Origin of the sequence: Carnobacterium mobile DSM 4848 (assembly GCF_000744825.1) — a bacterium.
Lineage (GTDB): Bacteria > Bacillota > Bacilli > Lactobacillales > Carnobacteriaceae > Carnobacterium_A > Carnobacterium_A mobile.
The window spans coordinates 2,522,689-2,534,773 of sequence record NZ_JQMR01000001.1 but is presented as its reverse complement, the minus strand read 5'-3'; the positions used below and the strand labels follow the sequence as shown (position 1 = coordinate 2,534,773).

Sequence of the window (12,085 nt, the reverse complement as noted above, 5' to 3'; positions counted from 1 at the left end):
GCAAGGTTTCATTACTGGTACTTTAGGTTTTGAATTTATGAAATACCTTTTAAGTACCATATCGTGCCTAAGTTTTTATCGATATGGTAGGTAAACCTCTTTTAAGTACCATATCGTATGCTAATTTTTATTGATACGGTACATAAACCTCTTTTAAGTACCATATCGCATGTTAATTTTTATTGATACGGTACATAAGCCCAAATGATGCTACCTATAAATCACTTTAAGTGACTTAACTTGTAGAAATTCCTATCGTTAAGTCACGCAAATTCACTTTACGTGCCTTAACTAGTTAAAACCTAGCTAGTTAGGGAAGGCAAACTCCTTTTACGTGCCCTAACTAGTTAAAACTTAGGCAGTTAAGTCAGGCAAACTCTCGAATGATCAAAAACGCAAAATTTTTCAGTTTCAGCTTCATTAGGCGAAGTTATCCTTAACACAACAATCATTTTATTTGCTTATCTTTTTTATTTTCCTTATGATAATAGCAGTACGAATGCAATTAGAGTGACTAAAACCAGAGATTTCTTTACTATTTGGTTATTTAAAAAGGAGAGCGAAAAGCATGTTTGAATCATCAGAAATTACCATTGTGTCTGCTGCAAATGAAGACTTTGTTCCTCATTTAGCCACTTTATTTTTATCTTTATTACAAACAAAAAAAGAAGAAACGATTATTAGTTTTTATGTTATTGATGATCATATTTCTTTACCTACTAAAGAAAAGTTAAACCGGATGGTGAATGAATACAATGCTTCCATCAGTTATTTACAAATTGATACAGTAGAATTTGAAGATATGGTCGAAAGCGATCGAATTCCGACAACTGCTTATTTCCGGATCGCCATTCCCAACTTCTTGAAAAGCACAGATGTTAAACGGGCGATTTATTTAGATTGTGACATGTTGGCATTAGAAGATATCGAAGACATTTGGTCAATCGATTTAGGTGATAAGCTGTTAGCGGCAGTAGAAGATGCTGGTTTCCATCAACGACTAGATGCGATGGAAATTGATGCAGAATCCAATACGTATTTCAACTCCGGTATGATGGTGATCGATGTAGAAAAATGGCGAGCAGAAAAAATCTCTGAGCAAGTGTTTAAATTTGCTTTAAACAACCAAGATGAATTGCGATTCCATGACCAAGATGCTTTAAACGCTATTTTACATGATCGTTGGCTGGTGTTGCATCCGAAATGGAATGCCCAAGCGTACATTTTATTAGATGAAAAAGAACACCCAACCAAAATTGGTGAAATTGAATATGCTGAAGCCCGTAAAGAACCCGCTTTAGTACACTTTAGCGGCCATATTAAACCGTGGCATAAAGAATCTGATCATCCTTATCGTGACGCTTACTTGTCTATCCGCGAACAGACTCCTTTCCCAATCGAAGGAGAACTCGAATCCGGTGAAAAATAAGATGAACGAAAAACAGTTTAGAAAGCAGCTTTTGCTGTTCTCTAAACTGTTTTTTTAGTCAGATTCTTTGAATGTCGTGTATGTCTATTTCATAATTTTCTTCAATATCGTTCAAGACTTGGTCAAACACTTTTTGGCAAAAAATACGGTCATTTCCTACGATACCAATACCGATCATTCCTTGATTCAATGTATCTTGTTCACCCACTTCAGCAATGCTGATATTGTATTTGTTGTGCATTCGTTTAAGAATGCTTTTCACTACACTTCGCTTATCCTTTAAAGAATAAGAATCAAAAATAATAAAGGTCAGTTGATAACCTGCTATTACCATTTTTTCCGCCTCGCTTTCTATTAAAGTTAATCTTTCCACTTTAATACTATCAGTATACTACTTTTTCCCCTTTAACCCTGCATTGAGACACCACTAACTAATTTTCTACGGTACGTTTTTATTGAAAAAAATAACGTATTAAGATTGTTTTTTGTGAAATTTCATGTTATTCTTAAAAAAATACAAGGAAGTTATCTATTTAAAGCTTAGATAGATAGTTTGTTTTAAAAAACTCGATTGAACTTGAACCGTAATGGACAGTGGAATTAGAGTTTGACACCGATCTGCATTTGAACAGCACTAAAACGTTTGAACACGTCTTAATGTCTCTCTTCAAATAGTCGACGCCAAACCCCTATTCACTGTCTTTTTTTCTTTAAAAATGTTTGGCCACTTGTTTTAAAAAAAGGAGATGAAATATGAAATTTTATAAAACCACAACAGTACAAACCGCCGGGTCTGAGCCAAATGAACTGATGACAGAACGTGTCAAATACAGTGTCTTTCTAGCTTTTGGCACATTTTTATTTCTATTGGCGTTCGCTTTCAACAGCCCCAAAGAATTATGGGAAGGAAGCCTGATCATTCTCACTTCTCCCGCTAAATTAGTCACAGACTATTTTGAATTAGCCAATATTGGTTCCGCACTTTTAAACGCTTCATTGATGACTTTCAAAACATTGGCTTTGATTCGTCTTAGCCGTGTAAAAATCAATGGACCTTTAATTGCAGCGCTCTTTACGGTTGCCGGCTTTTCATTATTCGGCAAGAACCTTTATAATTCTCTTCCGATCATTTTGGGAGTATATGGTTATGCTAAAATCGTCCGTGTTCCTTTTTCAAACTATTTGCTGCCAGCTCTCTTCGGAACAGCTTTAGGCCCTGTTGTCAGTGAAATCACTTTTAATCTTGATTTGCCATTAACTTTAGGGATTATTTTAGGGGTTTTAGCAGGCTTTTTGATTGGGTTCTTGCTGCCTCCTTTAGCCAAACACTTTGCTCATTTTCACCAAGGATTCAGCCTTTACAATATCGGCTTCACAGCTGGAATCATCGGAACCTTTTTCATTTCTATGCTGCGCAGTTTCGGCATTAAAATCAATACTGTTGAAATTGTCTCCAGCGGCCACAATCAGGCGTTTGCCATTATTTTATATGGGTTGTTTCTAGTCCTATTTCTGATTGGACTCATTTACAATCAATGGAATTGGGCGGATTACCGTCGCTTACTGCAACAATCCGGACGCTCGATGCCAGATTTTTCAGCTTCATTTCCATTTGGCCTGATTTTGACCAATATGGCTTTGTTAGGAACTTTGTCTACTTCTTACGTTTTATTAGTCGGAGGAGAATTGAATGGGCCGATTATTGGCGGGATCTTTACCATTGTCGGCTTTGGTGCTGCAGGCAAACACCTTAAAAATGTCGCACCAATTTTTCTGGGTGTCTTTGTTGTTGGTCTTTTCAATGCTTCTGAAATCAATTCAACTTCTGCTCTCTTAGCCGCTTTGTTCGGCACAACTCTTGCACCAATCAGCGGCTATTATGGTCCGCTGGCCGGAGTCATTGCCGGTGCTTTCCATATGGCACTGGTTTTAAACATCAGTTACCTGCATGCAGGTATGAATCTCTATAATAATGGATTTTCTGGCGGATTTATTGCTGCTCTATTGGCTCCTATTTTTGATTTATTTGCCACTATTCGCAAAGATCGAAAAATGCCGCCTTTGAAAGAGCCGCCTGCTGATACGACAAAAAAAGTTCTACCACCCAAAATAGATATTTCACTTGATTAATGAATAGACCAGCTAAGTATAGTGAGCTTAGCTGGTCTATTTTATTTACCTATAGAAACTATTCATTCCTCATGCTCAACAATCTCGATTCCTGCTGATGCGCTGGTGTCTGTATACGTTCGTTTTTCTTCTTTCACATCCAATTGAATACGGAGTTTGCCCGACAGCCCTTCTTTAATCGTTTTGTGCATCCCTTTAGTTGTCGGTGCTTTTAACTCACCTTGCTGAACAATCGAAGCTTCCAATATCAATCGGGCTTCTTTACTTTCTAGTCTTACGTTGACCGTTTTTGCATCGATTTTTTCAAGTTTGCATGTATCCCGCTGATATGTAGCAAAGCGGTATTCTTGGCCATCAGTCACTACATTGCAAATAAAGCCTTCAAAGGATGAACCGAGAAAAGGAATGTGCGCTTCTGAGAAAAATACACTTGTGGTTGGATTTTGAAAATGATTCGATTGAATCCAGACATACTCCCTCGGAAAAGAACTGCCCCAATCTTTCTCGATATAACCTTTGCCGTCTGTCAGCTTGATTTGCTGGCCACTGACCACTAAAGAACCTGTCACGTCATGATTCATACTGATCACGCCATGCGAACATTCCATTTTTGGCAAATAAGCAAAAGCTCCCATGATATTGGGGCTGAAAACGGATTTTTCAATCGGATATAAGGGGCCAAAATCTAGTGAACCTTCTATTTCGATTTGTTCGTCTTTCAACTGAACCGCTACTCCTGATTCAGTAAAGACGTTGAGGCCTATCTTGATTTGAAAAGGCTGATCCTGATAAGTAAAGGCTTCTATTGGGTAATTCACATAGCCGGTTTTCGTCACTTTTTGCTGATTCTCATCTAGCAGTACTACAATGTATTGGACAAAACTATGTGATTCAGCTTTATTCAAACTAATACCAGGAATCAAACTAACAATTTGCCGCTCATCTGCCGAAACTTGCTTGAAATACCAGCCTTCAAAATACGGCTTCTTTTTCAAATTACCTTGAAATAAAATTGGATTCGTTAATTTATCAAACATAAAAGACCCGCCTTCTACTCGAATTTTAGTCTAGTGGTTAAAGGGACATGTACTTCCTTATTCCTAGTGTACTCTATTGACTTCTTTTCAAACAAGTTTTAGTGCTTAGGCAGATTAGATTAGATTAGATTAGATCGGATTAGATTTGTCAGCTCAACCTTCTTCTTGTAAATAAATTATCGGAGTTTCTTTTAACACTTCCGATCAGACCTTTTCGGTTATCACCGAAAAGCACCTAATTTTAAAAACTCTCTCCGTAATGACGTTATCGTGACTTAAAGATTGGTAATTCTGATCGTTAGGGCACGCAAAGGGAGTTATCGTGACTTAAGACAGAAAAATTCAATCGTTAGGGCACGCAAAGTAATCTATCGTGACTTAAGTCTGCTGCTGTCTCCTTGTTAAGGCACGCAAATAGGTTAAGTTTGCTATTATTACACATCTATGTCGCTAAATTGGTTTCACAAATCAAAAGCCGCACAGGTTAGATAACTGCACGGCTTTTGATTTCGTTTCAATTCAAGGGGTTCTTGGTTTTAGCAATTTATTTTGGAATCGTGAGCACTTGCCCAACTTTAATGAGATAATCCTTGTTCAATTTATTAGCAGAGGCTATTTTTTGAACGGTCGTACTGTACTTCTTAGCAATGCTGTACACGGTGTCGCCGGATTTAACAGTATACTTCACTGTCGTGGGTTGCGCAGGAGCAGCAGCCGGTTTGCCAGGTATTTTTATAACTTGACCTATCTTTATCACATTAGCATTAGCTAATGTGTTGGTTGTGACGATGTCTTGGACGGTTACTCCATACTTCTTAGCAATGCTATAGAGAGTGTCGCCTTTCTTGATCGTATACGTTAGGGCAACTGGTGCAGGTTTTGGCGTCGTAGGTGTTGGTGTAGATGTAGTCGTTGTAGCAGGAATTTTGATAACTTGCCCAATTTTCAAAAGATTTGGATTAGTTAAATGATTGAGAGTCACAAGCTGTTGGGTCGTTACCTTGTGAGCTTTAGCAATTTGAGTTAATGTATCGCCGGCTTTAACAGTATAGTTGGTGGTCGGAATCGTAATCAATTGGCCTACGCGAATCAAATTAGCGTTTGATAATTTGTTGGTTGTAACCAATTGTTGGACACTCACGCCATACAAAGCTGCGATTTTAGTTAAAGTGTCACCGGTCTTAACAACATACTGGCCGCTGTTAGCCGTTGGAGTCGGTGTAGTGGTCGTTGTTGAAAGCAGTTGACTGATTGTAACGAACGTATACCCTTTAGCTTTCAACTGGTTGAACTGGTTGATCATATTTTGCAGAGCACCAGGAGTTCCGGTTGCCCCTTCTCCGGCGTGCATTAAAACAATCATTCCAGGAGTTGCGTTATTTATAACTTTGCTGGTGATTTGGTTAGAAGAAATTCCTTTCCAATCTACCGTATCAATCGTCCAACCGATTGTTTTAGTATAGCCTTGGTTTCCTACAGCTTGTAAAGTCGTATTATTGACTGAGCCGAACGGAGCGCGGAAGTAAGGCTTAGTGGATTTGCCAGCAGCTTTTTTAACAGCCGCTTCTGTTTTATCCAATTCTGTTTTGATTTGAGCAGCAGACAATTTGGAAAAATCAGGATGAGAATAAGAATGGTTGCCGATTTCATGGCCTTGAGCAACGATATCTTTAATTTTTTGCGGATGGTTTTCAGCTGCTTTACCGGTAATAAAGAAAGTAGCTTTAATCTTATTGGTCGTCAAAATTTGAAGAATTTTAGCAACATTTTTGCCATCGGAACCATCATCAAATGTCAAAGCAACTATTTTAGCACTAGTGTTTCCTTTAGTAACGTACTGAGAGCTGGCAGCTGAAACTGGCAAAGCAAAAGAAGCGAGGAATAAAAAGAGCAATGAAAGCACGAGACTGATTTTAACTGATTTGCGTTGCAGGATACTCACCCCTTTTCTTTTAAGTAAGTGTTGGATGAGCCTGCTTTCTATGTAAGGTATTTTTGCCTCTTCTTTCACCTTTATTATACCATTTCACTTACGGATTCTTTGTTTTGACGTCTTTTTTTGAGCAAGAGTTTTTACCTAGACCACGAACAGAAGAATCGTCTTTATAGCTTATAGGGCTTGAATTTCAGACAAGAATTCAAACTCCTTTTTCTTTCAAAAAGAGGTTATGAGCCTCAACTCTAGAAATGTTAAAGACTTAAAGTCCCTAAAAAACATTTACCTACCTTATCTATAAAACTTTTAGGAACTTAAGGTCCTTAAGAGTCGTTTACCTACCTTATCCATAAAAATGCTAGAGACTTAAAGTCCTTAAAAGGGTTTGGAGCATTTTTATTTACTTTTTCTGCTTATTTAGATAGAAAAAGCTGCATAAATGATCAACAAATAAAAGTAGTGTCCAAATGCTCATGAAAAAAGAATTCCCCCTTTTAACTAAAGCTTATTTAATGACACGGTATCTTTTCTTCTTTATTATAATCACTATAGCAATCAAAAATTTCAAAAGGGAAGACAAAAATCTCCTTTTTTGGTACACTATCCTTTACATTTTTATTTAGCCTAGCATTAGGCAAACTTTATTTTTAAGAGGTGAAAGAATGGAACAAACAGCATTAATCATTATTACAGTTATTCTTGGTCTGGGGATTTTATCGCAATGGATCGCTTGGCGGATTCAATGGCCATCGATTGTGATCATGGCTATTGCCGGGTTGCTGATCGGTCCGGTTTTTGGTTTGATCAATCCAAAAGAAGCTTTAGGCGGATTATACAGCCCACTTATTTCTCTAGCAGTGGCCATTATTTTATTCGAAGGCAGCTCCAGTTTAGATATCCGCGAGATAAAAGATATTTCTAAGTCCGTCTTTCGAGTCGTTACACTTGGGGCGTTTCTCGCATGGATCGGCGGATCGCTCGCTGCTCACTTGATTGCCGGCTTGAGTCTAGAAATTTCCTTTATTATTGGTGGCTTATTTGTGGTAACTGGTCCAACTGTGATTATTCCACTTTTAAGGCAGGCAAAATTAAATTCACGTACCGCAGCAGTTCTAAAATGGGAAGGTATCATAGTCGATCCAGCAGGCCCGTTATTGGCTTTGTTAGCTTATCAAGTGATAAAAGCCTTCACGCATGAAACACTTCGTTTGAATTATATATGGAGCTTCTTTTTGGGCGCAGTGATTGCTGCTTTACTAGGTTATGGCATTGGTCTGGCCATTAGTTTTATCGTAGACAGAGGAATGGTGCCTGAATACTTAAAGTCTCCCATTATTCTCTCTTGTGTTTTGATCTGCTTTACGATTGGAGAAGTTGTCATGCATGAAACAGGAATGCTGGCAGTGACCGTTATGGGACTCACAGTAGGGCGAACCAAACAATACGTTTCTTCTATTAAAAGTATTGGGCATTTTGTAGAAGAGATTTCGGTTCTTTTGACTTCTACTATTTTTATCTTACTGACATCTTCATTAACAAGAGAAACGATTGCTGATGTCTTCACTCTACCGATTATCGGATTCGTCTTAGTTATGTTATTCCTTGTTCGTCCTTTGTCCATTTGGCTTTCTACCATTGGTACAGAACTGAATAATGCAGAAAAATTGCTGATTGGCTGGATTGCACCAAGAGGGATCGTTGCATTAACCGTTTCTGGTTACTTTGCGTCCATCCTTTTAGAAGATGGTTATGCAGATGCAGGTATTCTGGTTGCTTTAACTTTTGCACTTGTGATCATTACTGTTTCTGCGCACGGATTCACGATTGCTCCGCTCGCAAAAAAACTGGGCCTTGCAAGCACCGAGCCGCCAGGTATTCTTATTGCTGGAGCAAGCAGCTTTTCCATTGCATTGGCAGAAAAAATCCAACAATTAGGTGTTCCAGTTATTCTGATCGATACTTCAGGGGGGCGTTTGCGCTTAGCTGAAAAGAAAGGTCTCGCAACTCACCAAGGAGAAATTCTTTCTGAATACACACAGTACGATACCGATTTGACTCAATATGAAACGATCTTGGTAATGACAGGAGATGAGGCTTATAATGCACTAGTTTGCCAATCTTATATACCTGAATTTGGTTACCAGAATACCTTTACACTTCCTACAAGGCCTAACAGCAAAGTAAATCATGAAGAATTGACAACGAATCTTAGTGCACAGACACTTTTTGAAAAAGAAGCTTTCTTTACCGAATTAAACCGAAAAATCAATACGGGTTATTCTTTACGAGTCATTAATATTTCAGAAAAAAATGAAATTGAAAAAAATCATTTACCAGATGACGCTACCCCACTTTTCATCAAGAAAAAGAATGATCTGCTGACTTTTGTCACACTGAAGAAAGAGTTAACTTTAGATGAAGGAGATCAGCTGATTGTCTTAGCTAAAGAAAGCGAAATCCTTGTCTAACCGCTAAAGACACTCAAATTCTGTACTATATGGTGTTAGTGAGAAAAACTCACTAGCACTTTTTTATTTTATTGGAACAAAAAAAAGGATAACATAATGTCAAAAAAATACACTTCCCAGTCTACTGAATAACTAGTTCAGTAGCGAGAGTGTATTTTTCTGTTGATTCAATTATACAGGAGTAAATCGCCTTACCTGCTTGTAAAAGTACTTAAAATCAATAAGGTTTATACAGTTTTCAATTGTAGCAACGCAACTGATTCCACATGGTTCGTTTGCGGGAAAAGATCAACAGGTTGGATTTTTTCAACTGTGTAGCCGCCTTCTGCAAGCAACGCTAAATCGCGTGCTAAGGTTGCTGGATTGCAGCTGACATAAATCATTTTAGTTGGTTTCATTTCAAGAACAGCATCGATAAATTGACCTTCCAATCCTTTACGAGGTGGGTCAACGACTAATACGTCGGCTTTACGGCCTTCTTTACTCCATTCTACCATGACTTCTTCAGCTAATCCTGCTTCAAATGTCACGTTTTCGATCTGGTTTAAGGCAGCGTTAGCTTTTGCATTTTCAACGGCTGGTTCAACTGTTTCGATTCCGTAAACATGCTTCGCTTTATCTGCTAACGATAAAGTGATCGTTCCGATGCCGCTATATGCATCAATGACTGTTTCTTCTCCCGTCAATTCAGCATAATCCAAGACAACAGAATACAATTTTTCCGTTTGTACTGGGTTCACTTGGTAGAAAGAACGATGAGAGATTTCATACGTTTTTCCAAGCAGCGTATCTTTATATTGATCTTCGCCGTATAAAACAATAGCATCTTCACCTAAAATGGTGTTGGTCCGAGTCGGGTTGATATTTTGAACGATGCTGACAACTTCCGGCAAAGCTTCAAGAATATCTGGAATAATTTTACTTGTCGGGAAAAGTTTTGCAGTTCGTGTAACAAGAATTACCATCATCTCACCAGTATAATAACCGCGACGGATAATGATATGGCGCAGATTTCCTGTATTTTCTTTTTCGTTATAAGGTTTGACGCTGTAAGTCCGCATAATGTCGCGCACTTTAATAATGGCTTCATCTATTTTAGGGTCTTGAATATAGAAGTTTTCCATTGGAATCAAATCATGGCTATTTCTGCGGAAAAATCCAGTGGTTAACTTCTCATTTACTTTACGAACCGGTACTTGAGCTTTATTGCGGTATCCCCAAGGTTCAGCCATACCGATTGTATCAAATATTTTAACATCCGGCATTTTAGCGATGCGTTTCATCACATTTTTTACTTGTTGTTTTTTAAAGGTTAATTGAGCTGGGTAATGCATATGTTGCAATGGTGCAATGCCGGCACGCGTAAAGTTTTCATCTTTCACTTCTACACGGTTTTGACTAGAAGTCAATCGTTTCATAGATTTTGCATAACCAAAAGATTTGCCCGTCTTATGGATTTTAACTTCCATTTCCTCGCCAGGTAAGGCATCTTCTATAAATAATGGATAGCCGTCAATTTTGGCGACACCCATCCCTTCGTGTGTGAGGTCTTCGATTTTCACTGTATGTTTTTCATTTTTTTGTACTGGTACTGTTTTATCTGCTTTCATTTAATAAAAAGCTCCCTTCATTCATTAACGCGTATTTGGGTTGGTGGTGGTTGTTTTAAGTGAGTTGAGTTTCATTCGGCCAGCGTGATCATTTCAGATTTTCTTTCTGTCTTTCATTCCGTTTGAACGGGGAGTGTTCCTGACTCGTCCGGTTTATTGGATTGACGGATAAACTAATCCTATCGATCTCCTGCTACTTCTTTCAGGATACAAACACATTCTATGAAGTCTAATAAGTGAATAGTGTATCCTAAAAAAGTTTGCTACTCTTTATTATTGCATAAAAGAGCAGCAAACTCAAAGTTTACTTATTATTTTTTTGGTTCTTCTTTTGTTTCTTTATTCTGAGAAATCAAACCAGCTTCATTGGTCGCATCAGTTGCAGAAATAGTTCCCTCTTTTTTTATTTCTTTGGTGGGAGAAACGATACCATCTTCATTGATGTCTTCATTTGTCAGCCCTTCAACTTCTCTAATGAAAGCTTCTTCTACTTCTTCAGTGTAATCAATTGGATTCGTTACAGCTCCCATGATTTCGTCTACATTAGCAAACATTTCTATATGCTGATGTAAATTAATAAAAGTCACTGGTGCATCACCGCCATACTCTCCATCCAAGTTGATCATCATTCGTGAATTATTTGCTGGACGTGCATGGATTTTGCTGGTTTTGGCATACAGGATATTGGGATGCTCAATGTGTTTGCCGCCGTTTAACAATAACGCAATCAAATGCAAGATTTCAATCTGATTCGCTGTTTTGACAACGATCATGGTGAATTTCCCATCATCTAATAAGGCGTCAGGCGCCAATTGCTCAAAACCGCCGACTGAATTTGTTACGGCTACAAAAAACATCGAAGCCGTTCCTTCGTAAACACCCTCATCGTATTCAATGTGCATTGGAATCGGTTTAATACGCGGCAGCATTTCTGCTCCTTTGGCAAAATAAGCTAAATAACCAAAAACAGATTTCAAACTAGAAGGAACATCATAAGTCAATTCTGTTAACAGTCCTCCACCGCCGATATTAATAAAATACGTTTCCTTTTCATTCATAACGGCTTTCCCAATGTCCATCTTAATCGTCTGATTTTTTTGGATCATCTTAGCGGCCTCTAACAAATTGTTTCTTGGAATGTGCAAGGCACGAGCATAATCATTGGTCGTTCCAGCTGGAATAATGGCCATTTTAGGGCGCCGTTTTAGTCCCGCAATGCCGTTTACTACTTCGTTGATGGTTCCATCTCCACCAGCCGCTACAATTAAATCAAATCCTTTTTGTGCAACCCGCTTTGCTTCATTATACGCTGAATTAGCATCAGCAGTTGTCGCAAAAGCACTGGTTTCATATCCGGCTTCTTCGTAAATCTGTAAAATATCGACTAAATTTCGTTTAATCAATTCACGTCCCGAAGTTGGATTATAAATAATTCTGGCACGCATTAAAAACACTCCTTTACTATCGCTTGAAGA

7 protein-coding genes and 1 pseudogene are annotated in these 12,085 nt (G+C 38.2%); 3 read left to right on the top strand and 5 right to left on the bottom strand.

Annotated features, from left to right (window positions below; translation table 11 throughout):
• Window positions 1-568 precede the first annotated feature (568 nt).
• Window positions 569-1,429: a glycosyltransferase family 8 protein gene (locus BR87_RS11915; RefSeq protein ID WP_035032556.1), complete on the top strand. Its 861-nt coding sequence runs from the start codon at window positions 569-571 to the stop codon at window positions 1,427-1,429.
• A 58-nt stretch (window positions 1,430-1,487) separates the two neighbouring features.
• Here BR87_RS11915 and BR87_RS11910 read toward each other — a convergent pair whose 3' ends face one another.
• On the bottom strand, window positions 1,488-1,763 hold the full coding sequence (locus BR87_RS11910) for a DUF503 domain-containing protein (protein WP_035032552.1): 276 nt from the start codon (window positions 1,761-1,763) through the stop codon (window positions 1,488-1,490).
• Window positions 1,764-2,182: 419 nt separating this feature from the next.
• On the opposite strand from BR87_RS11910, the gene BR87_RS11905 reads away from it, so the two are divergent.
• Window positions 2,183-3,559 carry a DUF1576 domain-containing protein gene (locus tag BR87_RS11905; RefSeq protein ID WP_051929872.1) on the top strand — a complete coding sequence of 459 codons (1,377 nt, stop codon included), beginning with the start codon at window positions 2,183-2,185 and terminating at the stop codon, window positions 3,557-3,559.
• 62 nt (window positions 3,560-3,621) lie between these two features.
• Here BR87_RS11905 and BR87_RS11900 read toward each other — a convergent pair whose 3' ends face one another.
• On the bottom strand, window positions 3,622-4,596 hold the full coding sequence (locus tag BR87_RS11900) for a tocopherol cyclase family protein (protein ID WP_035032549.1): 975 nt from the start codon (window positions 4,594-4,596) through the stop codon (window positions 3,622-3,624).
• 544 nt (window positions 4,597-5,140) lie between these two features.
• Window positions 5,141-6,538, bottom strand: a complete 1,398-nt coding sequence (locus BR87_RS11895; protein ID WP_169741144.1) for a LysM peptidoglycan-binding domain-containing protein — start codon at window positions 6,536-6,538, stop codon at window positions 5,141-5,143.
• Between the two features lie 656 nt (window positions 6,539-7,194).
• Between BR87_RS11895 and BR87_RS11890 the strand changes: the two genes are divergently transcribed.
• Window positions 7,195-9,000 (top strand): cation:proton antiporter, encoded by a 1,806-nt coding sequence (locus BR87_RS11890; RefSeq protein ID WP_035032546.1) that lies wholly within the window; start codon window positions 7,195-7,197, stop codon window positions 8,998-9,000.
• A gap of 227 nt (window positions 9,001-9,227) precedes the next feature.
• On the opposite strand, the gene rlmD is transcribed toward BR87_RS11890, so the two are convergent.
• Complete coding sequence (gene rlmD / locus BR87_RS11885; RefSeq protein ID WP_035032542.1) at window positions 9,228-10,610, bottom strand: 23S rRNA (uracil(1939)-C(5))-methyltransferase RlmD; 1,383 nt, start codon at window positions 10,608-10,610, stop codon at window positions 9,228-9,230.
• 419 nt (window positions 10,611-11,029) lie between these two features.
• Window positions 11,030-12,055, bottom strand: a pseudogene (locus BR87_RS11880) (diacylglycerol kinase); the annotation flags it as partial.
• Window positions 12,056-12,085: the final 30 nt, after the last annotated feature.

What these genes read in the sequence shown, in the direction of transcription:
- BR87_RS11890 (WP_035032546.1), top strand. Translation starts at nt 7,195, where the DNA reads ATGGAACAAACAGCATTAATCATTATTACAGTTATTCTTGGTCTGGGG.
- BR87_RS11910 (WP_035032552.1), bottom strand. Translation starts at nt 1,763, where the DNA reads ATGGTAATAGCAGGTTATCAACTGACCTTTATTATTTTTGATTCTTAT.
- rlmD (WP_035032542.1), bottom strand. Translation starts at nt 10,610, where the DNA reads ATGAAAGCAGATAAAACAGTACCAGTACAAAAAAATGAAAAACATACA.
- BR87_RS11915 (WP_035032556.1), top strand. Translation starts at nt 569, where the DNA reads ATGTTTGAATCATCAGAAATTACCATTGTGTCTGCTGCAAATGAAGAC.
- BR87_RS11905 (WP_051929872.1), top strand. Translation starts at nt 2,183, where the DNA reads ATGAAATTTTATAAAACCACAACAGTACAAACCGCCGGGTCTGAGCCA.
- BR87_RS11900 (WP_035032549.1), bottom strand. Translation starts at nt 4,596, where the DNA reads ATGTTTGATAAATTAACGAATCCAATTTTATTTCAAGGTAATTTGAAA.